At 50.9% G+C, this 26,043-nt stretch carries 28 protein-coding genes and 2 pseudogenes; 23 read left to right on the top strand and 7 right to left on the bottom strand.

What is annotated here, in order from left to right:
• Window positions 1-156: 156 nt before the first annotated feature.
• Window positions 157-2,151: pseudogene (locus FC814_RS16570) on the top strand (autotransporter outer membrane beta-barrel domain-containing protein); the annotation flags it as partial.
• Between the two features lie 24 nt (window positions 2,152-2,175).
• Window positions 2,176-2,465, top strand: a pseudogene (locus tag FC814_RS16565) (integrase core domain-containing protein); the annotation flags it as partial.
• A gap of 11 nt (window positions 2,466-2,476) precedes the next feature.
• On the opposite strand, the gene tcyJ reads toward FC814_RS16565, so the two are convergent.
• The 4 genes from tcyJ to FC814_RS16545 form a co-directional block, all read right to left on the bottom strand.
• Window positions 2,477-3,277, bottom strand: coding sequence for a cystine ABC transporter substrate-binding protein (gene tcyJ, locus FC814_RS16560; protein WP_000779810.1), 801 nt, complete (start codon window positions 3,275-3,277; stop codon window positions 2,477-2,479).
• An 87-nt stretch (window positions 3,278-3,364) separates the two neighbouring features.
• Entirely contained in the window at window positions 3,365-3,916 is a 552-nt protein-coding gene (gene fliZ / locus FC814_RS16555; protein WP_024165180.1) for a flagella biosynthesis regulatory protein FliZ, read from the bottom strand.
• 45 nt (window positions 3,917-3,961) lie between these two features.
• On the bottom strand, window positions 3,962-4,681 hold the full coding sequence (fliA, locus tag FC814_RS16550; RefSeq protein WP_000839543.1) for an RNA polymerase sigma factor FliA: 720 nt from the start codon (window positions 4,679-4,681) through the stop codon (window positions 3,962-3,964).
• A 304-nt stretch (window positions 4,682-4,985) separates the two neighbouring features.
• Window positions 4,986-6,296, bottom strand: coding sequence for a FliC/FljB family flagellin (locus FC814_RS16545; protein WP_000079765.1), 1,311 nt, complete (start codon window positions 6,294-6,296; stop codon window positions 4,986-4,988).
• A 246-nt stretch (window positions 6,297-6,542) separates the two neighbouring features.
• Between FC814_RS16545 and fliD the strand changes: the two genes are divergently transcribed.
• The 4 genes from fliD to amyA all read left to right on the top strand — a co-directional run bounded on the left by fliD (window position 6,543) and on the right by amyA (window position 10,314).
• A complete protein-coding gene (gene fliD / locus FC814_RS16540; RefSeq protein ID WP_000146827.1) occupies window positions 6,543-7,958 on the top strand; it encodes a flagellar filament capping protein FliD in 1,416 nt (471 codons plus the stop codon).
• A 15-nt stretch (window positions 7,959-7,973) separates the two neighbouring features.
• A complete protein-coding gene (gene fliS, locus FC814_RS16535) occupies window positions 7,974-8,384 on the top strand; it encodes a flagellar export chaperone FliS (RefSeq protein ID WP_000286600.1) in 411 nt (136 codons plus the stop codon).
• Entirely contained in the window at window positions 8,384-8,749 is a 366-nt protein-coding gene (gene fliT, locus FC814_RS16530; RefSeq protein ID WP_001015044.1) for a flagella biosynthesis regulatory protein FliT, read from the top strand. The genes fliS and fliT overlap by 1 nt, the downstream gene beginning before the upstream one ends.
• 77 nt (window positions 8,750-8,826) lie before the next feature.
• Entirely contained in the window at window positions 8,827-10,314 is a 1,488-nt protein-coding gene (gene amyA / locus FC814_RS16525) for an alpha-amylase (protein ID WP_137326195.1), read from the top strand.
• A gap of 120 nt (window positions 10,315-10,434) precedes the next feature.
• On the opposite strand, the gene yedD is transcribed toward amyA, so the two are convergent.
• Window positions 10,435-10,848 (bottom strand): lipoprotein YedD, encoded by a 414-nt coding sequence (gene yedD / locus FC814_RS16520; RefSeq protein ID WP_105290414.1) that lies wholly within the window; start codon window positions 10,846-10,848, stop codon window positions 10,435-10,437.
• Window positions 10,849-11,034: 186 nt separating this feature from the next.
• On the opposite strand from yedD, the gene yedE reads away from it, so the two are divergent.
• Together yedE and yedF are read left to right on the top strand one after the other, a co-directional pair.
• The gene (gene yedE / locus FC814_RS16515) at window positions 11,035-12,240 is read left to right on the top strand and encodes a selenium metabolism membrane protein YedE/FdhT (RefSeq protein WP_000118927.1); all 1,206 of its coding nucleotides are present in this window, start codon (window positions 11,035-11,037) and stop codon (window positions 12,238-12,240) included.
• Window positions 12,237-12,470, top strand: a complete 234-nt coding sequence (yedF, locus tag FC814_RS16510) for a sulfurtransferase-like selenium metabolism protein YedF (protein ID WP_000790504.1) — start codon at window positions 12,237-12,239, stop codon at window positions 12,468-12,470. Before yedE ends, yedF begins: the two co-directional genes overlap by 4 nt.
• A gap of 126 nt (window positions 12,471-12,596) precedes the next feature.
• On the opposite strand, the gene zinT is transcribed toward yedF, so the two are convergent.
• Window positions 12,597-13,244, bottom strand: coding sequence for a metal-binding protein ZinT (gene zinT, locus FC814_RS16505; protein WP_137326194.1), 648 nt, complete (start codon window positions 13,242-13,244; stop codon window positions 12,597-12,599).
• Window positions 13,245-13,467: 223 nt separating this feature from the next.
• Between zinT and FC814_RS16500 the strand changes: the two genes are divergently transcribed.
• Both FC814_RS16500 and pliG read left to right on the top strand, forming a co-directional pair.
• Window positions 13,468-13,872 (top strand): DUF1398 domain-containing protein, encoded by a 405-nt coding sequence (locus FC814_RS16500; RefSeq protein WP_000373062.1) that lies wholly within the window; start codon window positions 13,468-13,470, stop codon window positions 13,870-13,872.
• 184 nt (window positions 13,873-14,056) lie between these two features.
• The gene (pliG, locus tag FC814_RS16495; RefSeq protein ID WP_000700153.1) at window positions 14,057-14,458 is read left to right on the top strand and encodes a g-type lysoyme inhibitor PliG; all 402 of its coding nucleotides are present in this window, start codon (window positions 14,057-14,059) and stop codon (window positions 14,456-14,458) included.
• A 579-nt stretch (window positions 14,459-15,037) separates the two neighbouring features.
• Here pliG and fliE read toward each other — a convergent pair.
• Window positions 15,038-15,352, bottom strand: a complete 315-nt coding sequence (gene fliE, locus FC814_RS16485; protein ID WP_024165182.1) for a flagellar hook-basal body complex protein FliE — start codon at window positions 15,350-15,352, stop codon at window positions 15,038-15,040.
• Window positions 15,353-15,566: 214 nt separating this feature from the next.
• On the opposite strand from fliE, the gene fliF reads away from it, so the two are divergent.
• The 13 genes from fliF (at window position 15,567) to fliR (ending at window position 26,014) form a co-directional block, all read left to right on the top strand.
• Window positions 15,567-17,225 (top strand): flagellar basal-body MS-ring/collar protein FliF, encoded by a 1,659-nt coding sequence (fliF, locus tag FC814_RS16480; protein ID WP_001098223.1) that lies wholly within the window; start codon window positions 15,567-15,569, stop codon window positions 17,223-17,225.
• Window positions 17,218-18,213 carry a flagellar motor switch protein FliG gene (gene fliG / locus FC814_RS16475; RefSeq protein WP_085460815.1) on the top strand — a complete coding sequence of 332 codons (996 nt, stop codon included), beginning with the start codon at window positions 17,218-17,220 and terminating at the stop codon, window positions 18,211-18,213. The genes fliF and fliG overlap by 8 nt, the downstream gene beginning before the upstream one ends.
• Window positions 18,206-18,892 carry a flagellar assembly protein FliH gene (gene fliH, locus FC814_RS16470; RefSeq protein WP_085460816.1) on the top strand — a complete coding sequence of 229 codons (687 nt, stop codon included), beginning with the start codon at window positions 18,206-18,208 and terminating at the stop codon, window positions 18,890-18,892. Before fliG ends, fliH begins: the two co-directional genes overlap by 8 nt.
• A complete protein-coding gene (fliI, locus tag FC814_RS16465; RefSeq protein ID WP_000213313.1) occupies window positions 18,892-20,262 on the top strand; it encodes a flagellar protein export ATPase FliI in 1,371 nt (456 codons plus the stop codon). The genes fliH and fliI overlap by 1 nt, the downstream gene beginning before the upstream one ends.
• A gap of 21 nt (window positions 20,263-20,283) precedes the next feature.
• Complete coding sequence (fliJ, locus tag FC814_RS16460; RefSeq protein ID WP_000807573.1) at window positions 20,284-20,727, top strand: flagellar export protein FliJ; 444 nt, start codon at window positions 20,284-20,286, stop codon at window positions 20,725-20,727.
• The gene (locus tag FC814_RS16455; protein WP_137326193.1) at window positions 20,724-21,848 is read left to right on the top strand and encodes a flagellar hook-length control protein FliK; all 1,125 of its coding nucleotides are present in this window, start codon (window positions 20,724-20,726) and stop codon (window positions 21,846-21,848) included. Before fliJ ends, FC814_RS16455 begins: the two co-directional genes overlap by 4 nt.
• A 104-nt stretch (window positions 21,849-21,952) precedes the next feature.
• Window positions 21,953-22,417, top strand: coding sequence for a flagellar basal body-associated protein FliL (fliL, locus tag FC814_RS16450; protein ID WP_000133127.1), 465 nt, complete (start codon window positions 21,953-21,955; stop codon window positions 22,415-22,417).
• Window positions 22,418-22,421: 4 nt separating this feature from the next.
• A complete protein-coding gene (gene fliM, locus FC814_RS16445; protein ID WP_010346990.1) occupies window positions 22,422-23,426 on the top strand; it encodes a flagellar motor switch protein FliM in 1,005 nt (334 codons plus the stop codon).
• A complete protein-coding gene (fliN, locus tag FC814_RS16440; RefSeq protein WP_137326192.1) occupies window positions 23,423-23,836 on the top strand; it encodes a flagellar motor switch protein FliN in 414 nt (137 codons plus the stop codon). The genes fliM and fliN overlap by 4 nt, the downstream gene beginning before the upstream one ends.
• Before the next feature lie 2 nt (window positions 23,837-23,838).
• Window positions 23,839-24,204, top strand: a complete 366-nt coding sequence (gene fliO / locus FC814_RS16435) for a flagellar biosynthetic protein FliO (RefSeq protein ID WP_137326196.1) — start codon at window positions 23,839-23,841, stop codon at window positions 24,202-24,204.
• Window positions 24,204-24,941, top strand: a complete 738-nt coding sequence (gene fliP / locus FC814_RS16430; RefSeq protein WP_001253450.1) for a flagellar type III secretion system pore protein FliP — start codon at window positions 24,204-24,206, stop codon at window positions 24,939-24,941. Before fliO ends, fliP begins: the two co-directional genes overlap by 1 nt.
• Window positions 24,942-24,950: 9 nt before the next feature.
• On the top strand, window positions 24,951-25,220 hold the full coding sequence (fliQ, locus tag FC814_RS16425) for a flagellar biosynthesis protein FliQ (RefSeq protein WP_000187358.1): 270 nt from the start codon (window positions 24,951-24,953) through the stop codon (window positions 25,218-25,220).
• Window positions 25,221-25,228: 8 nt separating this feature from the next.
• Complete coding sequence (gene fliR / locus FC814_RS16420) at window positions 25,229-26,014, top strand: flagellar biosynthetic protein FliR (RefSeq protein WP_000942311.1); 786 nt, start codon at window positions 25,229-25,231, stop codon at window positions 26,012-26,014.
• Window positions 26,015-26,043: the final 29 nt, after the last annotated feature.

Below are 26,043 nucleotides of genomic sequence, written 5' to 3'. Positions count from 1 at the left end.
GAACGGTCTGCGTTGTCGGGAAGATACGTGATCTGATCCTTCAACTCAGCAAAAGTTCGATTTATTCAACAAAGCCGGAATGACCCCTCAGGAAATGGATATGGCACGTTTGATCTGAGAAATGGCGCGGTGTTAGAGCTGAAGGTACGGCTTGCAGATAACAATGCTGCTCAGTTATCTCATGGCTGGGATGGAAAAACGCTGACCAAAGCCGGCGAAGGAACACTGATTCTGTCCTCCCAAAACACTTACACGGGTGTAACAGACATCCGTGGCGGCAATGTCCGCATGAACAGCAACAGTGCTCTGGGACAGACCAGCGAGATTCGCCTGGCAGCTGACACCATGCTGGATATAAACGGTCACAGCCAGATCGCAGGTAAACTGAACAGCGCAGCAGGTTCCATACTGAACATTAATAGCGGTAATCTGACCCTCACAGGTGGAGGCCTGTCTGCAGGCACCCTCATCGGCTCTGGCTCCCTGAACATCAGCGGTGGCGTGTTCGCTATTACTGGTTCCACCCGCGCCCTGAATGCCACCACCACTATCGCAGAAAAGGCAATGGTGAAGGTGCTTACTACTGACGGACTGGGAGCAGGCTCGGTTAACACTGCCGGCACACTGATTCTGGGCAAGGCTGATGCACCTGTCATGCTTGCTAACAGCCAGGTCACCATCGCTCAGCAGGGGACACTCTCTGGCTCTGGTGGTGTCGCCGGGAACGTAACCAACAGCGGTACTCTTGACCTGAGAGCCGATGCTCCGGGTAATGTACTGACGATCGGAGGTAACTATACCGGTAATAATGGCTTACTGCTCATGAACACCGCTCTGGGGAATGACAGCTCCGCAACAGACAAACTGATTATTAAAGGCAATGCTTCCAGTCAGACCCGAGTGGTTGTTATAAATGCAGGTGGTACCGGAGCACAGACACTGAACGGTATTGAGTTGATTCATGTCGACGGAAATGCTGACAGTGCTGCATTTATTCAGGCCGGGCGTATTGCCGCCGGGGCTTATGACTACACGCTGGGACGTGGTCAGGGAAGCAACCGTGATAACTGGTATCTGACCAGTGGTAAAAACACTCCGTTCCTGCTGCGCGCTCTGAAAGCAATGCAACCCTCTGCCCCTGAACCTGCTCCGGGTGGTCATGACAACGACCTGCGTCCGGAAGCTGGCTCCTACACAGCGAACATTGCTGCAGCAAACACCATGTTCGTATCCCGTCTTTATGAACGCCAGGGGCCGATGCATTACACCGATGTGATTACCGGTGAGCAGAAAGAAACCAGCATGTGGATGCACCATGAAGGGGGACACAACCGCTGGCGTGACGGTACAGGCCAACTGAAAACACAGGGTAACCGTTACGTCCTGCAGATGGGCGGTGACCTGGCTCAGTGGAGCCGGAACAGCTCTGACCGCTGGCATCTGGGGGTTATGGCTGGTTACGGTAATGACCATAACAATACAGATTCTGTACGTACCGGATACAGTTCAAAAGGCAGTGTGAAAGGATACAACACAGGTCTGTATGCCACCTGGTATGCTAATGATGAGACACATAGCGGGGCTTATCTGGATAGCTGGGCACAGTACAGTTGGTTCGATAACGATGTGAAAGGTGACGGACTGCCGGGGGAATCCTGGAAATCAAAAGGTCTGACAGCCTCACTGGAAACCGGTTATGTCTGGAAAACCGGTGAGTTTACCGGCAGCCATGGCAGTCTGAACGAATGGTATGTCCAGCCTCAGGCTCAGGTTATCTGGATGGGCGTAAAAGCTGATGAGCACCGCGAACTCAATGGTACCCATGTTGAAAGCACCGGTGACGGTAACCTCCGTACCCGTCTGGGCGTGAAAACCTGGATTAAGGGGCACAACAGAATGGGCGACAGCAAATCCCATGAGTTCTGTCCGTTCGTTGAGGTGAACTGGCTGCACAACACCCGTGATTTTGGCACCCGTATGAACGGTGTGACGGTACATCAGGACGGTGCCAGCAATATCGGAGAAGTAAAAACCGGTGTTGAGGGACAGATAAATGACCATCTGAACCTGTGGGGCAATGTGGGTGTACAGCTCGGTGACAAGGGATACAGTGACGCCTCTGCCATGCTGGGTGTGAAGTATACATTCTGAACCGGGTAGTGTAGTGGTCAGTAATACTGTTCAGCTCTTTATCAGTCAGTGAATGAGGGAAACGGGATAACCTGTTCAATGACCAATGGTTATGATTGCTACCAGAATGCGCTGGCTGAACGAATAAATGAGATCCTGAAAAATGAGTTTTACTCTCGCGTCCTACAAACCTGACGTAGACCTGGGAAATGGTAAAAAAATCCGTGACAATTTATAACCATTAGCGACCACACCTGGCACGGAAATACAAAACGCCCGATGGAGTTCATCAGGCGTTTTACAGACAGAAAACTGTCAACTTAAATCAGGACTAGTCATTATGCGATTATTTGGTCACATCAGCACCAAACCATTTTTCGGAAAGAGCTTGTAGAGTGCCGTCTTTTTGCATTTCTGCAATGGCATCGTTAACCGCTTTCAGCAGGTCTTCGTTACCTTTACGCAGCGCCACACCTGACTCCTGGCGGGAGAAGGCTTCGCCGGTTACTGCCAGCGTATCATTGGTTTTTTTCACCAAATCCAGCGCAGCCAGACGATCAACCAGGATGGCATCAATACGACCTACGCGCAGATCCTGATATTTGGTCGGATCATCATCATAGGTACGCACATCAACACCCTGAACATTCTGCCGCAGCCACTCTTCATAGTTAGTCCCCAGACCAACGCCAACTTTTTTACCTTTCAAATCGTCGGCGGTTTTAATGGTGCCTTCATTACCTTTTTTCACCAGCGCCTGAATACCGGAAATGGTGTACGGGGTAGAGAAATCGTATTTTTTCTTACGTTCATCAGAGATGGTGACCTGATTAATCACCACATCGATGCGCTTAGAATCCAGTGACGCCAGCATACCGTCCCACTTTGTCGGTTTTAATGCGGCTTCCACGCCCAGATGTTTTGCCAGTTGTTGCGCAAATTCCACCTCAAAACCGGTCAATTTACCGTCATCGCCCTGAAAGCTAAACGGCGGGTAAGTCCCTTCCAGTCCTACCAGCAAAGTGCCCCGCTCTTTCACTTTATTGAGCAGACCTTCGTCGGCAAAACTTTTCACGCTCATACCCGCAACCAGCGCCACGGCCATAACCCCCATCAGCGCCTGACGTCCCAGATGTACTAATTTCATATTCACCCCGAATGTTGTTATGTTGGTTTGCAGTGTAGAGCCATTGTTCGAAGACACAAAAACAACTCTGCTACATCTTATTCTTATTTAATATATATCAGAAGCTGACAGGCTGGGGGATTTCTGCGTAAGGTCACCACGGGTTTGCATCTGGTAGCACTGGTACTTACGTAATGCGATGCGATAATTATTGGTGCTGGTGGTGGGCAGCCAGGGAGCCAGGTTTTCATCAAGAAAACCATCCTGCAGCAGGTCGGAGGAAATATCGTGTTCGCTTAAATAATTACCCAAACGACGTAGACGTACCACATATTCGCGCACAGTGCCGGGGCTCATTTCAGTATGATCAAAGAGAAACTGTTTAAAGCCGATAATATCAAAAAAATCACTCTGGGTTTTGCAATGTAAATCGCCGCAGAAACGGCATAATGCCGCCCATGATTTTTGTTCCTCAAACCAGCCATTTTCATCAAGCAGCGTATCAAGGCGAGATATCGCTATTTTATTCACTATCTTGCCATCGCGCACGAGAGTAATACGATCGAGTAATTTACGGCAATATGCGCAATGAGTCTGGCTATGTTTAAAGTCTTTAAGATAGCGGCTTAATGGCCGCCTTTTCTGGTGCTGCACCATTATTAAGAACTCCTGGTATTCAAAATTAATGTGCGGCATTTACCTAAGTTATAACTTACCCAGTTTGGTGCGTAACCGTTTAATAGCCTGGCTATGTAACTGACTGACCCGAGATTCACCGACTTCCAGCACTGCGCCAATCTCTTTGAGATTAAGCTCTTCCTGGTAATAGAGCGTTAATACCAACTGTTCGCGCTCCGGTAACATTTCGATGGCTTCCATCACCCGCTGACGCAAATTACCGTCCAGTAATTGCTGCAATGGGTTATCCCGCTGATGATCGTCAGTAACCAGTTCAATGCTATCACCGTGCTCTTCGCGCCACTCATCATAGGAGAAAAGTTGGCTGTTATTCGTATCAAGCAACATTTGTCGATAGTCGGCGATTTCAATCCCTAAACGTTCTGCCACTTCAGTTTCTGTGGCATTGCGGCCAAGCTCCTGCTCCAGTTGCCCTATTGCCTGCGCCACTTCACGTGCATTGCGTCGCACGCTGCGCGGCACCCAGTCACGGCTGCGAAGTTCATCCAGCATAGCACCACGGATACGCTGCACTGCGTAAGTTGTAAATGCCGTTCCTTGCAGGGCATCATAACGTTCAACAGCATTAAGTAATCCAATGCCGCCTGCCTGTAGCAGATCGTCAAGTTCTACACTCGCGGGCAGTCGAACCTGCAGGCGCAATGCTTCGTGACGCACCAGCGGGATATAACGCTGCCACAGCGAATGTTTATCCATTACACCTTCAGCGGTATAGAGTGATTTCACGATAAACAGCCCTGCGTTATATAAATAATCGGCATAATTATCCGTTTCTGCAGGTTTTTTAATCGGACGATTAATGGGTGAAATAAGGGGTTATTTAGGGTAATCGGTAAATAACGAGCAGAATAACCCCGCCGGAGCGGGGTTAAGATAGCTGACAACGTCCGCCTCATCTTGCCGGATGCGGCGTAAACGCCTTATCCGACCTACGCGAATATGCAAATTTATTAATTGCGATTCACCTTTTAGGCATGATAAGCGCAGCGCATCAGGCAATTTGGCGTTTGCTGTCGTTATATTACGACGATTAACCCTGCAGCAGAGACAGAACTTGTTGCGGCACCTGGTTAGCCTTAGACAGCACAGAGTTACCCGCCTGCTGGATGATCTGCGCTTTCGACATGTTAGACACTTCGGTCGCATAGTCGGCGTCCTGAATACGGGACTGCGCTTCAGACAGATTGGTGGTGGTGTTGTTCAGGTTAGTGACCGCAGAATCCAGACGGTTTTGAACGGCACCGAGGGAGGAGCGGAATTTGTCAACAGAAGCAATCGCTTTGTCTAAAAGTGCCAGTGGATCAGCAGAAGAAGCCCCTGAGAACTGTGCAGTCGGAGTTGCTGTAGATAATTCAACAACAACCTTGTTCCCTGTGGCTGTTGCTGCAGTGTCGTCATCAAGCGCCGTTGCAACCGTTGTAGCGTAGTTTTTACCCTGGAATGTTACATATCCCGCAGCCGCGCCTTTAGAGTCGGCGGCAACTTTAATCAGTTGATCTTTCTGAGTAGCAGCAGTCGTTAGTCCATTATCGGTGTCTTTGTATTCGACATCGGCTTTATTCAACGTGACTTTACCGTCTGCATGATTAATCGACGCGGAGTAGAAATCACTGCCGGATTGAACGACGAACTGTGCAGTGGCAGCCCCTTTCGCATCCAGTGTATTGTGTAACGTCAGGCTAGAAACATCGACTGTTTTGCCTGTCGCAGTAGTCAGATCTTTCGCAACAGCCGTGAAATCAACACCAACGGGTTCCGTTCCTGCATCACCCGTAATTTGAGTAATAGAACTGCTAACATTCAGCGACTGACCCGAAACGGAGAAACCATTCAATCCCAGCGTGGAAGAATCAATTTTCTGCAAGTCGATAGAGATGGTCTGCCCATCATTCGCGCCAACCTGAATCTTCATGGAACCATTTTTCGCCAGCACGTTCACGCCGTTGAACTGGGTCTGACCGGAAACACGGTCAATTTCATCCAGACGGGATTTGATTTCGTCCTGAATAGAAGACAGGTCAGAATCAGAGTTAGTGCCGGTCGTCGCCTGAACGGTCAACTCACGCACACGTTGCAAGTTGTTGTTGATTTCAGACAGTGCGCCTTCTGCGGTCTGCGCCAGAGAAATACCGTCGTTGGCGTTACGCGCGGCCTGAGTCAGGCCTTTAATGTTAGAGGTAAAGCGGTTAGCAATCGCCTGACCTGCGGCGTCATCTTTCGCGCTGTTAATACGCAGACCAGAAGAGAGGCGCTCGATAGAAGTCGACAGCGCAGACTGATTTTTGTTGATGTTGTTCTGAGTGATCAGCGAGAGGCTGTTGGTGTTAATGACTTGTGCCATAATTTTTATTCCTGTTTTTTAGCTCTACGGTTTAAGTATCGGGCTTCCACCCTTCGGCTTCGTCGCCGTCAACCCTGTTATCGTCTGGTCTCTCACAACCTTTAGAATTTTTTTCTAGCGGTCGAAATACTCCCCTTCCTCGTTGCTGTTCGTGTCATTAAGCCAAAAAATAAATCGTAAACTTTGCCCCGCTTACGCCGATAACCCCGGTATTCGTTCTACATGTCGCATGATTAAGGAATCAATATGGCTAGTATTTCAACGCTTGGGGTTGGGTCGGGGCTGGACTTAAGCAGCATCCTCGACAGTCTGGAGGCGGCAGAAAAATCTACCCTGACGCCGATATCAAAACAGCAAAGCTCTTACACCGCAAAACTGAGCGCCTACGGGACGCTGAAAAGCGCACTGGAGAGTTTCCAGACAGCCAACACAGCACTGAATAAAGCCGATTTATTTACCGCCACCTCAACCACCAGTAGTTCATCGGCTTTCAGCGCCACCACCACGGGCAGCGCGATTGCCGGGAAATACACCATTAGCGTCAGCCAACTGGCGCAGGCACAGACGCTGACCACCAAAAACAGTCAAAAAGACAGTAAAGCCGCCATCGCCACCAGCGATAGCGTACTGACCATCCAGCAAGGCGGCGGTAAAGATCCGGTCACGATTGATATCAGCGCGGCTAACTCGTCACTTTCCGGTATTCGCGATGCCATTAACAACGCCAAAGCTGGCGTCAGCGCCAGTATCATCAATGTAGGTAACGGCGAGTATCGTCTGTCCATCACCGCTAACGATACGGGCAGCGATAACGCGATGAAACTTAGCGTCAGCGGCGACAGCGCCCTGGAAAGTTTTATGGGTTACAACGGAACTTCAGGTGATAGCAGCAATGGCATGATTGAAAGCGTCACCGCGCAAAACGCCAAACTGACGGTCAATAACGTTGAGATTGAAAACAGCAGTAACACTATCAGCGACGCACTGGAAGATATCACCCTCAACCTGAATGACGTCACCACTGGTAATCAGACACTGACCATCAGTAAAGACACATCAAAAGCTGAAAATGCGGTTAAAGCGTGGGTGGATGCCTATAACACATTGCAGGATACGTTCAGCAGCTTAACCAAATACACCGCCGTCGATGCCGGCGCAGAAAGTCAGGACTCCAGCAATGGCGCATTACTCGGCGACTCCACACTGCGTACCATCCAGACTCAGCTTAAAACCTTGCTCGCCAATACCCACAGCAGTTCAAACTATAAAACGCTGGCACAGATTGGCATTACCAGCGATGCCAGTACCGGCAAGCTGGAAATCGCGACCGACAAGCTGCAAACGGCGCTGAAGAAAGATGCCGCTGGCGTCGGTGAAATGTTTATTGGTGACGGTAAAAGTACAGGGGTAACCACCGGCATTAGCAGCAATCTGACCAGTTGGCTCTCCTCCACCGGGATAATCCAGGCAGCAAAAGATGGCGTCAGCAAAACGCTGAACAATTTGACTGATCAGTACAACGCAGCCAGTGAACGTATCGATACCTTAATGGCGCGCTATAAAGCCCAGTTTACCCAATTAGATGTGTTAATGAACTCGCTGAACTCCACCAGTAGCTATCTGACACAGCAGTTCGATACCTCAAATAGCAGCTCGAAATAATCTTCAGGAGAGACTATGTACAGCGCAAAAGGCACCCAGGCCTATGCCCAAATTGGCGTCGAAAGCGCCGTAATGAGCGCCAGCCAACAACAATTGGTCACCATGCTGTTTGACGGCGTGTTGAGCGCACTGGTAAGAGCGCGCCTGTTTATGCAGGACAACAATCAGGAAGGAAAAGGCGTCTCTTTGTCAAAAGCGATCAGCATTATTGATAACGGGCTGAGGATCGGTCTTGACGAAGAAAGCCAGGACGAATTAACCCAGAATTTGATAGCCCTGTATAGCTATATGATCAGGCGTTTACTGCAAGCCAATTTACGCAACGATGTCTCCGCAGTCGAAGAAGTGGAAACGTTGATGCGCAACCTTGCCGATGCCTGGAAAGAGTCTTTACTCTCCCCTTCTTTGATTCAGGATCCTGTCTGATGAACCACGCACCGCACTTGTATTTTGCCTGGCAACAACTCGTCGAAAAAAGCCAACTCATGTTACGCCTGGCGACAGAAGGACGATGGAATGAACTCATCGCCAGCGAAATGGAATATGTCAATGCGGTGCAAAAGATCGCACACCTAACGGAAGAAACGGAACCCTCTGCCATGATACAGGAGCAACTCAGACCGCTGCTGCGCCTCGTTCTGGAAAACGAAAACAAAGTAAAACAGTTATTGCAGATTCGGATGGATGAACTGGCGAAACTGGTCGGTCAGTCATCAATGCAAAAATCTGTGTTAAGCGCCTACGGTGATCAGGGGGGCTACGTGCTGGCGCCGCAGGAAAACCTCTTTTGACGCTTAAAAAGATGATGGCTCGCGAATAATCCGATTACGGCTACGCTTCTAATGTTCCCCTTGAGTGGAGTCGAAGAATGCGTAATCCCACGCTGTTGCAATGTTTTCACTGGTATTACCCGGAAGGCGGCAAGCTCTGGCCTGAACTGGCCGAGCGCGCCGACGGTTTTAATGATATTGGTATCAATATGATCTGGCTGCCACCAGCCTATAAAGGCGCATCGGGCGGGTATTCGGTCGGCTACGACTCCTACGATTTATTTGATTTAGGCGAGTTTGATCAAAAAGGCAGCATCCCCACCAAATATGGCGATAAAGTACAACTGCTGGCCGCCATTGATGCACTCAAACGCAATGACATTGCGGTACTGCTGGACGTGGTCGTCAACCACAAAATGGGCGCAGATGAAAAAGAAGCCATTCGCGTACAGCGCGTCAATGCTGACGATCGCACGCAAATTGATGATGAAATCATTGAGTGCGAAGGCTGGACGCGTTACACCTTTCCCGCTCGTGGCGGGCAATACTCGCAGTTTATCTGGGATTTCAAATGTTTTAGCGGTATCGACCATATCGAAAACCCAAACGAAGACGGTATCTTTAAAATCGTCAACGACTACACCGGCGAAGGCTGGAACGACCAGGTTGATGATGAGCTTGGTAATTTTGACTATCTGATGGGTGAAAATATCGATTTTCGCAACCATGCCGTTACGGAAGAGCTCAAATACTGGGCGCGCTGGGTGATGGAGCAAACGCAATGCGACGGTTTTCGTCTCGACGCAGTAAAACATATTCCGGCCTGGTTTTATAAAGAGTGGATCGAACACGTGCAGGAAGTCGCGCCAAAGCCGCTATTTATTGTGGCGGAATACTGGTCGCGCGAAGTTGATAAGCTGCAAACGTATATTGATCAAGTTGAAGGCAAAACCATGCTGTTTGATGCGCCGCTACAGATGAAATTTCACGAAGCATCACGCATGGGGCGCGACTACGACATGACGCAGATTTTCACCGGTACGCTGGTGGAAGCCGATCCTTTCCATGCTGTTACGCTGGTCGCCAATCACGACACCCAACCGTTACAAGCCCTTGAAGCGCCGGTTGAACCGTGGTTTAAACCGCTGGCTTATGCCCTGATTTTGCTGCGGGAAAATGGCGTCCCTTCCGTGTTCTACCCTGATTTGTACGGTGCTCATTACGAAGATGTCGGCGGTGACGGACAAACTTATCCCATAGATATGCCGATAATCGAACAGCTTGATGAGTTGATTCTCGCCCGCCAGCGTTTCGCCCACGGAGTACAGACGTTATTTTTCGACCATCCGAACTGTATTGCGTTTAGTCGCAGCGGTACTGACGAATATCCTGGCTGCGTGGTGGTCATGTCAAACGGCGACGATGGCGAAAAAACCATTAATCTGGGGGAGAATTACGGCAATAAAACCTGGCGCGACTTTCTGGGTAATCGACAAGAGAGCGTAGTAACCGATGAAAATGGCGAAGCGACCTTCTTTTGCAACGGCGGTAGCGTCAGTGTGTGGGTTATCGAAGAGGTGATTTAAAACCGATCACTGAAAATACACTCATCGTTATTGCGGGGGCGCTACAGTTCCAGACCCGATAAGCTTGCGCATCGGGCACTTTTTTTGACATAAAAATCCCCCAGCGCCAGGGGGATTTCATTACGGTAGTGGCGTCGGCAACGGCGCTTTTTCCAGCACGGCAGCACATTCAGCCGTCGGTCGATTCACGCGTTCCATCGTCATGCCGTCATATTCGATGGTGTTACCGTCACGTTCAATTTCATATAGCTCACGTTTGACCGTAACGTTAGTGAGATCATCCGATATCAGCGTCAACTTACCCGGTAAAGCAATCACCCGCTGCCACTGACGACAATCCAGCGTATCACCCTCTTTAGTAACAATCAGGCTACCTATCGCTTCAGGGCTGACCAGAGCACGTTGTGGCCCTTTGGTCTGCCAATAGCCCGCCAGCCACTCTGGCGCGGGTGCTTTCACAACATTGTTATAATTTTCAACTTCGGCACAGCCAGCCAGCAGCATAAGTGCGCCTGCAATTGCGAGTTTTTTCATCATTCATCCTGCATGAGAAGAAAAGAGGATTGTGGCATTAATGCCTTGATGCTGCCAGCCTTTCCAGACCCAAGGTGAAATTTGATCTAACCATTATTTTTGTGAATTATTGACCCGAAAATAAATTTACATGGTGTATGATTCGCAGCTCTTGTTACAAACCTTCTGAGTTCAGAGGCTACATACATGTCATGGCAGCAATTCAAGCAAGCCTGGTTGATTAAATTCTGGGCCCCCATCCCCGCAGTCATCGCGGCGGGTATTCTCTCCACTTATTATTTTGGCATCACCGGCACCTTTTGGGCAGTTACGGGCGAATTTACCCGCTGGGGCGGTCAGCTCCTGCAACTGTTTGGCGTCCATGCTGAAGAGTGGGGTTATTTTAAAATAATCCATCTGGAAGGATCGCCATTAACCCGCATCGACGGAATGATGATTCTGGGTATGTTTGGCGGCTGTTTTGCCGCTGCTCTGTGGGCTAACAACGTTAAATTACGTATGCCGCGCAGCCGTATCCGCATTATGCAGGCCATTATTGGCGGTATTATCGCCGGTTTCGGCGCACGTCTGGCGATGGGCTGTAACCTTGCTGCGTTCTTCACTGGTATTCCGCAGTTCTCGTTGCACGCCTGGTTCTTTGCTATCGCCACCGCCATCGGCTCATGGTTTGGTGCGCGCTTTACCCTACTGCCGATGTTCCGCATCCCGGTAAAAATGCAGAAAGTCTCTGCCGCATCACCGCTAACACAAAAACCGGATCAGGCACGGCGTCGCTTCCGCCTCGGTATGTTGGTATTTTTCGGTATGCTGGGCTGGGCGCTGCTGACAGCAATGAATCAACCGAAGCTGGGGTTGGCTATGCTATTTGGCGTCGGCTTTGGCTTACTGATTGAACGCGCGCAAATCTGCTTTACCTCGGCGTTCCGCGATATGTGGATCACCGGACGAACCCATATGGCGAAAGCGATCATTATCGGTATGGCGGTGAGTGCCATCGGTATTTTCAGTTATGTACAGTTAGGCGTAGAACCGAAAATAATGTGGGCAGGTCCGAACGCTGTCATTGGTGGGTTACTGTTTGGTTTTGGTATTGTTCTGGCAGGCGGCTGTGAAACTGGCTGGATGTACCGCGCGGTGGAAGGCCAGGTGCACTACTGGTGGGTTGGCCTGGGCAACGTTATCGGCTCGACGATTCTGGCTTATTACTGGGATGATTTCGCCCCGGCGCTGGCAACCGACTGGGACAAAATCAACCTGCTGAAAACCTTTGGCCCAATGGGTGGCCTGCTGGTGACATATTTGATGCTGTTCGCTGCGTTAATGTTGGTTATCGGCTGGGAGAAACGCTTCTTCCGCCGTGCGGCGCCGCAGACTGCTAAGGAGATCGCATGAAAAATATCGTTCCTGATTACCGTCTAGATATGGTGGGCGAACCCTGCCCTTATCCGGCGGTCGCTACTCTTGAGGCGATGCCGCAGTTAAAGAAAGGCGAGATCCTCGAAGTGGTCAGCGATTGCCCGCAGTCAATTAACAATATTCCGCTGGATGCGCGTAATCACGGCTATACCGTACTGGATATCCAGCAAGACGGGCCGACCATTCGTTATTTGATTCAAAAGTAATCTTTTCTCCCGCTGTTTCAGGCAGCGGGAGTGTCTATGCTACAAATGCTCTGCTGTAGAGGCAGAGAAAAGTACGCGATATATCAGACAAATATTCTCAAGGATTTATGGCAATCCTGAAATGAACTAGTGATGAAGCATCTCATCCACAATTTCTTTCGTCTGTAACTGATAAGAATAATAAGTTGGCCAGTTATCCATCTCTTCAAGTAATTGCTGTTGTGACGTATTGCCCATAAATATATGGAAATGAGAGGATTTCCGGGGGGCAATAATATGATCGCTAAACTGCACAAACTTAGGTGCTTTACTGGCAGGATCACGGCACTCAAACAGATAACGAACACCTTTCTTTCCTGATTTATATGTCAATATCTTGAATCCACTATAATTATATTTACAGGAAGTCACCTCCCCCCCTCTGTGGAACTCCATAACACCATTTTCGATACCGATAGTGTCAATATCCGTCGTATATCCCTGCTGATAATAGGACTTAATATCCGCAAATGATTTACCCGGTTCTTTTTTTGCTTTCATTTCAAAAACAGGATCAAGGTCACCACTTTGAAGCAAGGGGTATACCGATTGCCAAATACCATCCCAGTCAGTGAGTGACCTGTCTTTCACGTTATCATCATCAAAAATACCCTTTGCTGCTTTTTGTTCTATTTCTGTCAGTGGTGCCCCATGCGAATGATGCCCATGAGCAAGTGCATAGTTGCCAGTCAATAGTAACCCCAGCGCAAAAGCCAATTTATTAACAACCATCATCCAGTTTATCCTCCCGCTTCAACATTCATTAGATGTTATAACATAACATTTTGCGAGTGCAATACTGAAGAACGAATAGCAAAACCTAACCAGACACACGCATCATAACCCTATATTTAGTACGTCTTTGTCACCCGCATTAAGTCATCGGATCTGATTGAAGGAATAGCACCAATCATGCAAACTACAAACTCTCACAACTAACAAGAGATTATTCCCTCTGATGGATCAGGTTGCTATTTTCCAAAAGATGTTTGAGCAAGTGAGAACGGAGCTAAACTTTTCCTGGTTTTACACAGAGTTAAAACGTCATCATATTGCGCATTACATTTACTATCTTGCTACAGATAACATTAGGATCGTCACACACGATGACAAGGTGTTGTTAATAAGAGGAAGCAGAAATCTATTAAAAGTCAGTGCCACTAAGAACCCTGAGCAAGTAATAAAAGCAGCCCGGACTCACATTTCCAGAAAGTCTACTTTTCGGGAATATTGTATAACGCTCGCGAATGCGGGTGTTTTCCGGTGGGTTACTGACGTTAATGATAATAAACGTCGTTACTATTCCATCGATAATACACTCTTATATATTGAAGATGTTGAAAACAATAAACCCTTAATTTAAGTGTATTAGCTCATCTCAGATCTGACAGTTATCCGTTATTTGTACAGGTATCTGTCAGATTATCTCTTCCCTGACACCACTCACGCGCCATAGCAACTTCCAGGCGGGAGGCTCATGGAAAATATCTGGCAAAAATTGTTATATTATAACAACGGTAGTTTTTCCATGACTGAGGAGAACACACATGAAAATCAATGGTGTAAGTAAAGCCATTTTTCTTTTTGCACTGCTAACCTCAACGGCCTCTGCCGCTGGCAAGGACGTTAATGTTGAGTTCAGGAAGGGGCATAATAGTGCGCAGTACTCAGGAGAGATAAAGGGATACGATTACGACACATATAACTTCTATGCCCAAAAAGGCCAGAAGGTGCACGTCAGCATCTCCAATGAGGGAGCTGATATTGTCCTCTTTGGGCCCGGAATCAGCGATTCGGTTGATCTCTCCAGATACTCTCCCGAGCTTGATGACAACGGTCAGTACATCCTTCCCGCTTCCGGTAAATATGAGCTAAGGGTGCTTCAAACCCGCAATGACGCTCGTAAAAACAAGGCTAAAAAATACAGCGTCAACATCCAGATTAAGTAAACAGAGAACGACGGGGCTATCCCCGTCATTACTTTCCTGTACTTGAAAATGACTGTCAGTAACAGACAGGAGCTGGCTGTGACACGGTTTCCCCCCACATCACACCTGCTGGCGAGAGCGACAAACCCGCGCCCTGTTTACGCGTTAAATACTTGCTGCTTTAACCGTCTGAATAGTGTGGGGATATATCGGTAAGTGTTACCTGAAAATACGATTAATTTTATGGTTTAAACCTTTTTTAGTTATTAGTAAGATACATGCGCTTCCAAAAAAGCTGGGAAATTCAACAACTCTTGGAAAATTTTTGGCCTTGTCCCGCGGCTCCAATCCGACAGCCGCGTTTCTTTTCACTATCTAATCCATCGCTAACTTACGAACTTTACCTTCACGCATTCAAACGCGGAATACAAAAGATCGGCAGCACGGGAAAAGAGAGTCTGGATTGTATCCAGTGCAAAGCGTTGTGGATGGCAGAAAACAATCAGGAGCAGGTATCAGAAATTGGGTGCGTTTGCCCCATCCATGCCCCACGCTGTGGGATCGGATGTCATTAAACAAGCACAGTCAACAAGTTAAAACCTACACCTGCATGGACATCACTTCCTGGTATGCTGCCACCAGCTTATTACGCACCTGAATCCCCATTTGCATCGAAACCGACGCTTTTTGCATATCGGCCATCACATCGTTTAGCGCCACGCCGGGTTCGCCGAGGGTGAATTTTTCTGCCTGCGTGCGCGCGGCGGTTTGCGTATCGCTTATGCGATCGAGCGCGGCATGAAGCTGTCCGGCAAAACTGATTGTGGGTTGCGACAGTGGCTGCTGGACACGCGCACTCATTGCCGTGGCCTGTAACTGGCTGATAACCCCTTCGATCCCTTGTATGGCTGACATACTCATCTCCCAAATAGTTTCTGGTAGCAGAGCCTATCAGCAAGTCAATAAGATAAAGGCGTTAAATAACGATAAAAAAACGGGTTAATTGGCGCATAGAAAAAAATAAAACCACAAATAATGAGGCCGTTAATTTTTCGAGTGTGCTGACCCGGGAGTGCGTCTTGTTCCACTTTGCCAATACCGCCGTCTATCATCTGCCGCGAGGTGCGCGATGAATACGACCGCAGCCCAGACAAAATCTCTTGAGTGGCTCAATCGCCTGCGCGCGAATCCGAGAATTCCCCTGATTGTTGCTGGTTCCGCTGCGGTGGCAGTGATAGTCGCGTTAATTCTGTGGGCAAAAGCCCCTGATTACCGCACGTTATTCAGCAATCTTTCCGATCAGGATGGTGGCGCAATCGTCAGCCAACTGACGCAAATGAATATTCCTTACCGCTTCAGCGAAGCCAGCGGCGCGATTGAAGTTCCGGCCGATAAAGTTCACGAGCTGCGTCTGCGTCTGGCGCAGCAAGGCTTACCTAAAGGCGGTGCAGTTGGATTTGAACTGCTCGATCAGGAAAAATTTGGCATCAGCCAGTTCAGTGAACAGGTGAATTATCAGCGGGCGCTGGAAGGCGAGCTTTCCCGTACCATCGAAACTATTGGCCCGGTAAAAGGGGCGCGCGTGCATCTGGCGATGCCAAAACCCTCTTTATTTGTTCGTGAACAAAAATCTCCTTCGGCATCAGTGACGGTAAATTTGTTGCCAGGCCGCGCGCTGGATGAAGGGCAAATTAGCGCCATTGTACATCTGGTTTCCAGCGCGGTTGCCGGTCTACCACCAGGAAATGTCACGCTGGTGGATCAGGGCGGACATCTGTTAACCCAATCCAACACCAGCGGGCGTGACCTTAATGACGTCCAGTTGAAATATGCCAGCGATGTCGAAGGACGCATTCAGCGGCGTATTGAAGCGATCCTGTCGCCTATTGTCGGCAACGGCAATATTCACGCCCAGGTAACGGCACAACTGGACTTCGCCAGTAAAGAGCAAACAGAAGAACAGTATCGCCCTAACGGCAACGAATCACAGGCGGCGCTCCGCTCACGCCAGCTTAATGAGAGCGAGCAAAGCGGTTCCGGTTATCCGGGCGGCGTACCGGGTGCGTTGTCGAATCAGCCAGCGCCTGCGAATAACGCACCAATCAGTACGCCTCCGGCAAATCAAAATAATCGCCAGCAGCAGGCGAGCACCACCAGCAATAGTGGACCGCGTAGCACGCAGCGTAATGAAACCAGTAACTACGAAGTCGATCGCACCATTCGTCATACCAAGATGAACGTGGGCGATGTGCAACGCTTATCCGTTGCGGTAGTGGTGAATTACAAAACGTTGCCAGATGGCAAACCGTTGCCTCTCAGCACCGAACAGATGAAGCAGATTGAAGATCTGACCCGCGAAGCGATGGGCTTTTCGGAAAAACGCGGCGACTCGCTCAATGTCGTCAACTCGCCATTCAATAGCACTGACGAAAGCGGTGGAGAACTACCATTCTGGCAACAGCAGGCATTTATCGATCAGTTGCTGGCTGCCGGGCGCTGGTTGCTGGTGCTGCTGGTGGCGTGGCTGCTGTGGCGTAAAGCGGTACGCCCACAGCTAACACGTCGCGCCGAGACGATGAAAGCTGTACAGCAACAGGCACAGAGCCGCGCGGAAGAGGAAGATGCGGTAGAAGTCCGCCTGAGCAAAGACGAACAACTACAGCAACGCCGCACTAACCAACGTCTGGGAGCTGAAGTAATGAGCCAGCGTATCCGTGACATGTCTGATAACGATCCGCGCGTGGTGGCGCTGGTCATTCGCCAGTGGATAAACAACGATCATGAGTAACCTGACAGGCACCGAAAAGAGCGTCATCCTGCTAATGACCATTGGCGAAGACCGGGCGGCTGAGGTATTCAAACACCTCTCCCAGCGCGAAGTGCAAACCCTGAGTGCGGCGATGGCAAACGTCACGCAGATCTCCAATAAGCAGTTAACGGATGTGCTGGCAGAGTTTGAGCAAGAAGCTGAACAGTTCGCGGCGCTGAATATCAACGCCAACGATTACCTACGTTCGGTGCTGGTCAAAGCCCTTGGTGAAGAGCGTGCCGCCAGCCTGCTGGAAGATATCCTCGAAACCCGCGATACCGCCAGTGGTATTGAGACACTCAACTTTATGGAACCGCAGAGCGCCGCCGATCTGATCCGCGATGAGCATCCGCAGATTATCGCCACCATTCTGGTGCATCTGAAGCGCGCCCAGGCCGCTGATATTCTGGCGTTGTTCGATGAACGTCTGCGCCACGACGTGATGTTGCGTATTGCGACCTTTGGCGGCGTACAGCCTGCCGCGCTGGCGGAACTGACCGAAGTACTCAATGGCCTTCTCGACGGTCAGAATCTCAAACGCAGCAAAATGGGCGGCGTGAGAACGGCAGCCGAGATTATCAACCTGATGAAAACCCAGCAGGAAGAAGCGGTTATTACCGCCGTGCGTGAATTTGACGGTGAGCTGGCGCAGAAGATCATCGACGAGATGTTCCTGTTCGAAAATCTGGTGGATGTCGATGATCGCAGCATCCAGCGCCTGTTGCAGGAAGTGGATTCAGAATCGCTGCTGATCGCCCTGAAAGGTGCCGAGCAGCCACTGCGCGAGAAATTCCTGCGCAATATGTCGCAGCGTGCCGCCGATATTCTGCGCGACGATCTCGCCAATCGTGGTCCGGTGCGTCTGTCGCAGGTCGAGAACGAACAGAAAGCGATTCTGCTGATTGTTCGCCGTCTTGCCGAAACCGGCGAGATTGTGATTGGCAGCGGCGAGGATACCTATGTCTGATAATCTGCCGTGGAAAACCTGGACACCGGACGATCTTGCGCCGCCGCAGGCGGTGTTTGTACCCATGGTCGAGCCAGAAGAGAGCATTCCTGAAGAGGCCGAACCCAACCTTGAGCAACAACTGGCGCAACTGCAAATGCAGGCCCATGAGCAAGGTTATCAGGCGGGAATTACCGAAGGTCGCCAGCAAGGCCACGAACAAGGCTATCAGGAAGGAATCGCTCAGGGGCTGGAACAAGGACTGGCGCAAGCAAAATCCCAGCAAGCGCCGATTCATGCCCGGATGCAGCAACTGGTCAGCGAATTTCAAACCACGCTTGATGCGCTTGATAGTGTGATTGCTTCGCGCCTGATGCAGATGGCGCTGGAGGCGGCGCGTCAGGTGATCGGTCAGACGCCAACGGTGGACAATGCGGCGTTGATTAAGCAGATCCAGCAGTTGTTACAGCAAGAACCGTTATTCAGCGGCAAACCGCAGCTGCGCGTACACCCGGACGATCTGCAACGCATCGATGAAATGCTCGGCGCAACCTTAGGTTTGCATGGCTGGCGCTTGCGGGGCGATCCGACACTCCATCCCGGCGGCTGCAAAGTCTCCGCCGATGAAGGCGATCTCGACGCCAGTGTCGCCACTCGCTGGCAAGAACTCTGCCGTCTGGCAGCGCCGGGAGTAGTGTAATGACCACGCGCCTGACACGCTGGCTAACCACACTGGACAACTTTGAAGCCAAAATGGCGCAGTTGCCTGCGGTGCGTCGCTACGGGCGATTAACCCGCGCCACCGGGCTGGTGCTGGAAGCTACCGGATTGCAATTGCCGCTCGGCGCAACCTGTGTGATTGAACGCCAGAACGGCACTGAAACTCACGAAGTAGAAAGCGAAGTGGTTGGCTTTAATGGTCAACGACTGTTTTTAATGCCACTGGAGGAAGTGGAAGGTGTCCTGCCCGGCGCACGCGTTTATGCCAAAAATATCTCCGGCGATGGCCTGCAAAGCGGCAAACAGTTGCCGCTCGGTTCGGCGTTATTAGGTCGCGTTCTGGACGGCAGCGGTAAACCGCTCGATGGCCTCCCCTCCCCCGATACGACTGAAACCGGTGCGCTGATTACCCCGCCGTTTAACCCGTTACAACGCACACCGATTGAACATGTGCTGGACACGGGCGTGCGTCCTATCAATGCCCTGCTTACCGTCGGGCGCGGGCAGCGTATGGGGCTGTTTGCCGGTTCCGGCGTCGGTAAAAGTGTGCTGCTGGGAATGATGGCACGTTACACCCGCGCCGATGTGATTGTCGTGGGTTTGATTGGCGAGCGTGGGCGCGAAGTAAAAGATTTTATTGAGAATATCCTCGGTGCTGAAGGACGTGCACGCTCAGTGGTGATTGCCGCACCGGCAGATGTTTCCCCACTTCTGCGAATGCAGGGTGCCGCCTATGCCACGCGCATTGCCGAGGATTTTCGCGATCGTGGTCAGCATGTGTTGCTGATTATGGACTCCCTCACCCGCTACGCGATGGCTCAGCGTGAGATTGCGCTGGCGATTGGCGAACCGCCAGCCACTAAAGGTTATCCGCCGTCGGTGTTCGCCAAATTGCCAGCACTGGTCGAGCGTGCCGGAAACGGCATCAGCGGCGGCGGCTCGATTACCGCGTTTTATACCGTGCTCACCGAAGGCGATGACCAGCAGGATCCGATTGCTGACTCCGCGCGGGCAATCCTCGACGGTCACATTGTGCTGTCTCGCCGACTGGCGGAAGCCGGGCACTATCCAGCTATCGATATTGAAGCGTCGATCAGCCGTGCAATGACGGCGTTAATCAGCGAGCAACATTATGCGCGAGTGCGCACATTCAAACAGTTGTTGTCGAGCTTTCAGCGTAATCGCGATCTGGTCAGTGTCGGCGCTTACGCCAAAGGCAGCGATCCAATGCTCGATAAAGCCATCGCCCTGTGGCCGCAGCTGGAGGGCTATTTGCAACAAGGTATTTTTGAACGCGCGGACTGGGAAGACTCTCTTCAGGGGCTGGAACGTATTTTTCCGACAGTGTGACTACGCAGGAGATAACAGCAGATGGCAGAACATGGCGCACTGGCGACCCTGAAAGATCTGGCAGAAAAAGAGGTGGATAACGCCGCACGTCTGTTGGGTGAAATGCGTCGCGGATGTCAGCAGGCAGAAGAACAACTCAAAATGCTGATCGATTATCAGAATGAATATCGAAACAACCTGAATAGCGATATGAGTGCCGGGATGACCAGCAACCGCTGGATCAACTATCAGCAGTTTATTCAGACGCTGGAAAAAGCCATTACCCAGCATCACCAGCAACTCACGCAGTGGACACAAAAAGTTGATGTTGCCCTGAATAACTGGCGGGAGAAAAAACAACGTTTGCAGGCCTGGCAGACACTACAGGAACGGCAATCCACGGCGGCGCTACTGGCAGAAAACCGCCTCGATCAGAAAAAGATGGATGAGTTCGCCCAGCGCGCCGCCATGAGGAAACCAGAATGATTCGCTTAGCGCCCTTGATTACCGCTGACGTTGACACCTCCGCATTGCCCGGCGGCAAAGCCAGTGATGTCGCTCAAGATTTTCTCGCATTGTTGAGCGGGGCATTAGCAGACGATACAACAACCGACAAAGCTGCGATCCAATTGCTGGTGGCAACAAATAAAACTGCCACAAAAGGCGAACCGCTGGTGAGTGATATTCTTTCCGATGCGCAACAAACGGATTTACTGCTCCCTGTGGATGATACACCGCCAGTCGTTAATGACGAACACGCCACATCAACACCGTTAACCGCCGCTCAGGCGATGACGCTGGCTGCGGCTGACAAAAATACGACAAAAGACGAAAAAGCGGATGATCTTAATGAAGACGTCACCGCAAGCCTGAGCGCCCTTTTCGCGATGTTACCGGGTTTTGACAATACACCCAAAGTGACTAATACGCCGTCAACCGTGTTACCGACAGAGAAGCCAACGCTTTTCACAAAACTGACTTCTGCGCAACTCACCACAGCACAGACTGACGATGCCCCTGGCGCTCCAACTCAGCCATTAACACCGCTGATTGCTGAAACCCAGAGTAAAGCGGAAGTCATCAGCACGCCATCGCCGGTGACCGCTGCCGCCAGTCCGCTAATCACTTCGCACCAGACGCAGCCACTGCCCACCGTCGCAGCGCCTGTTTTGAGTGCACCGCTGGGTTCTCACGAATGGCAACAATCATTAAGCCAGCATATTTCGCTGTTTACCCGTCAGGGACAACAAAGTGCCGAGCTGCGTTTGCATCCGCAGGATTTAGGCGAGGTGCAAATCTCCCTTAAGGTGGATGACAACCAGGCGCAAATCCAGATGGTTTCGCCGCATCAGCACGTTCGCGCGGCACTGGAGGCGGCTCTGCCAGCACTGCGCACACAACTGGCAGAAAGCGGTATTCAGTTAGGACAGAGCAATATCAGCGGCGAGAGTTTTAACGGTCAGCAGCAGGCCGCGTCCCAGCAACAGCAAAGTCCGCGCACAACAAGCCATGAACACCTGGCTGTCGAAGATGACGATGCACTGCCGGTTCCCGCCTCTTTACAAGGGCGTGCAACAGGCAATAGCGGCGTTGATATTTTCGCCTAACGTCAGAGGTGGCACCGTAATCCACGTCTTTTCCACGCTTTGCCGCGCTTAAGACACAGGATAATTAGCCGATAAGCAGTAGCGACACAGGAAGACCGCAACACATGACTGATTACGCGATAAGCAAGAAAAGCAAGCGATCGCTTTGGCTCCCGATCCTGGTATTCATTACTCTCGCGGCCTGCGCCAGCGCGGGTTACAGCTACTGGCATTCGCGTCAGGCTGCTACTGACGACAAAGCACAGCAACACGTCGTACTCTCACCTGTCTTCTATGCACTGGACACTTTTACGGTCAATCTGGGCGAAGCGGATCGCGTGCTTTATATCGGCATAACACTGCGACTGAAAGATGAAGCCACCCGTTCGCGCCTGAGCGAGTATTTGCCGGAAGTCCGCAGTCGCTTGCTGTTACTGTTTTCGCGCCAGGATGCCGCCGTGCTGGCAACTGAAGAAGGCAAGCAAAAGCTGATTGCCGCAATTAAAGCCACACTCTCCACCCCGCTCGTTGCCGGGCAACCGAAACAGGATGTCACCGACGTGCTGTATACCGCTTTTATTCTGCGATAACGACATGGGCGATAGTATTCTTTCTCAAGCTGAAATTGATGCGCTGTTGAATGGCGACAGCGAGGTCAAAGACGAACCGACAACCAGTGCTGGCGGCGAAAGTGATATTCGTCCGTACGATCCCAATACCCAACGACGGGTTGTGCGCGAACGTTTGCAGGCGCTGGAAATCATTAATGAGCGTTTTGCCCGTCATTTCCGCATGGGGCTGTTTAACCTGCTGCGCCGTAGCCCGGACATTACCGTCGGGGCGATCCGCATTCAGCCGTATCATGAATTTGCCCGCAACCTGCCGGTGCCGACCAACCTGAACCTTATCCATCTGAAACCGCTGCGCGGCACCGGGCTGGTGGTGTTCTCGCCAAGTCTGGTGTTTATCGCCGTGGATAACCTGTTTGGCGGTGATGGTCGCTTCCCGACCAAAGTAGAAGGTCGCGAGTTTACGCATACCGAACAGCGCGTCATTAATCGCATGTTGAAGCTGGCACTTGAAGGCTATAGCGACGCCTGGAAGGCGATTAATCCGCTGGAAGTAGAGTACGTGCGTTCCGAAATGCAGGTGAAATTTACCAATATCACCACCTCGCCGAACGACATTGTGGTTAACACGCCTTTTCATGTCGAAATTGGCAACCTGACCGGCGAATTTAATATCTGCCTGCCATTCAGCATGATCGAGCCGCTACGGGAATTGTTGGTTAACCCGCCGCTGGAAAACTCGCGTAATGAAGATCAGAACTGGCGCGATAACCTGGTGCGTCAGGTGCAGCACTCACAGCTGGAACTGGTCGCCAACTTTGCCGATATATCGCTGCGCCTGTCGCAGATTTTGAAACTGAAACCCGGCGATGTCCTGCCGATAGAAAAACCCGATCGCATCATCGCCCATGTTGACGGCGTTCCGGTACTGACCAGCCAGTACGGCACCATCAACGGTCAATATGCGTTACGGATAGAACATTTGATTAACCCGATTTTGAATTCTCTGAACGAGGAACAGCCCAAATGAGTGACTTGAATAATCCGGCCGATTACAACAACGGCGCAATGGACGATCTGTGGGCTGAAGCGTTGAGCGAACAAAAATCAACAAGCGGCAAAAGCGCGACTGAAGCCGTGTTCCAGCAGCTTGGCGGCTGCGACGTCAGTGGAACATTGCAGGATATCGACCTGATTATGGATATTCCGGTTAAGCTGACCGTCGAGCTGGGTCGCACACGTATGACCATCAAAGAGCTGTTGCGTCTGACGCAAGGGTCAGTCGTGGCGCTGGACGGTCTGGCGGGCGAACCGCTGGATATTCTGATCAACGGCTATTTAATCGCCCAGGGCGAAGTGGTGGTCGTTGCCGATAAATACGGCGTGCGGATCACCGATATCATTACCCCGTCTGAGCGAATGCGCCGCCTGAGCCGTTAGTGATGAATAACCACGCCACTGTGCAATCTTCTGCGCCAGTTTCCACCGCGCCGCTCCTTCAGGTGAGTGGCGCACTGATTGCCATTATTGTCCTGATCCTCGCTGCTGCCTGGCTGGTAAAACGGCTGGGATTTGCCCCTAAACGCACTGGCATTAACGGTCTGAAAATTAGCGCCAGCGCCTCGCTGGGCACGCGTGAACGGGTCGTGGTGGTCGATGTGGACGATGCGCGGCTGGTGCTCGGCGTTACCGCAGGGCAAATCAATTTGCTGCATAAACTTCCCCCTTCAGCACCCACAGAAGAGATACCACAGGCCGATTTTCAGTCGGTCATGAAAAACTTGCTCAAGCGTAGCGGGAGATCCTGATGCGTCGTTTGTTGTCTGTCGCGCCGGTTCTTCTCTGGCTGGTTACGCCCCTCGCGTTCGCGCAACTGCCTGGTATCACCAGCCAGCCGCTACCTGGTGGTGGACAAAGCTGGTCGCTCCCGGTGCAGACGCTGGTGTTCATCACCTCATTGACGTTTATTCCGGCGATTTTACTGATGATGACCAGCTTCACCCGCATCATCATTGTTTTTGGTTTATTACGTAACGCGCTGGGAACGCCCTCCGCGCCGCCCAACCAGGTATTGCTGGGGCTGGCGCTGTTTTTGACCTTTTTTATTATGTCTCCGGTGATCGACAAAATTTATGTCGATGCATACCAGCCATTCAGCGAAGAGAAAATCTCCATGCAGGAGGCGCTGGAAAAAGGAGCGCAGCCGCTGCGTGAATTTATGCTGCGTCAGACCCGCGAGGCGGATTTAGGGTTGTTTGCCAGACTGGCTAATACTGGCCCGTTGCAGGGACCGGAGGCTGTGCCGATGCGCATTTTGCTCCCGGCCTACGTGACCAGCGAGTTAAAAACCGCATTCCAGATAGGCTTCACGATTTTCATTCCTTTTTTGATTATCGATCTGGTGATTGCCAGCGTTTTGATGGCGTTGGGGATGATGATGGTTCCACCCGCCACCATTGCTCTGCCCTTTAAACTGATGCTGTTTGTGCTGGTGGATGGCTGGCAATTGCTTGTCGGTTCGCTGGCGCAGAGCTTTTACAGCTAGAGAGGCAAAATGACACCCGAATCGGTCATGATGATGGGGACAGAAGCGATGAAAGTCGCGCTGGCGCTGGCTGCCCCGCTGCTGCTGGTGGCGCTGGTCACTGGCCTTATCATCAGCATTTTGCAGGCTGCCACGCAGATTAACGAAATGACGCTGTCGTTTATTCCGAAAATTATCGCCGTATTTATCGCCATTATTATTGCCGGACCGTGGATGCTCAACCTGTTGCTGGATTACGTCCGCACCTTGTTCACTAACCTGCCGTATATCATCGGGTAACCCGTACTATGTTGCAGGTGACGAGCGATCAATGGCTTTCCTGGTTAAGCCTGTATTTCTGGCCATTACTGCGCGTGCTGGCGCTCATTTCTACCGCGCCCATTTTGAGCGAACGCAGCGTGCCGAAACGGGTGAAACTGGGTCTCGCAATGATGATCACGTTCGCCATAGCTCCGGCATTACCTGCCAACGATGTTTCCATTTTTTCGTTTAATGCCCTGTGGCTGGCAATGCAGCAGATCCTGATTGGCATTGCGCTTGGCTTTACCATGCAATTTGCCTTTGCCGCTGTACGAACCGCAGGCGAAATTATCGGTCTGCAAATGGGGCTGTCATTTGCGACGTTTGTGGATCCTGGTAGCCATCTCAATATGCCCGTCTTAGCGCGCATCATGGATATGCTGGCGTTACTGCTGTTCCTGACATTTAACGGTCATTTATGGTTGATTTCGCTGCTGGTCGATACCTTTCACACCCTGCCGATTGGTGGCGAACCGCTTAACAGCAATGCTTTTCTGGCACTCACCAAAGCGGGAAGTTTGATTTTTCTCAACGGATTTATGCTGGCATTACCGCTTATTACCCTGCTGCTGACGCTGAATCTGGCGCTGGGATTGCTTAATCGTATGGCTCCGCAACTATCAATTTTCGTTATCGGTTTTCCATTAACGCTGACGGTCGGCATTTCATTAATGGCAGCATTAATGCCGTTAATTGCTCCATTTTGCGAACATTTATTTAGTGAAATTTTTAATTTACTGGCGGACATTATTAGCGAATTTCCAGCAATATGATTCCGTAATGTTTATCGTGTTATCCTAAG

Source organism: Escherichia sp. MR (assembly GCF_005280595.1).
Taxonomy (GTDB): Bacteria; Pseudomonadota; Gammaproteobacteria; order Enterobacterales; family Enterobacteriaceae; genus Escherichia; species Escherichia ruysiae.
This window is presented reverse-complemented; position numbering and strand designations above follow the sequence as displayed.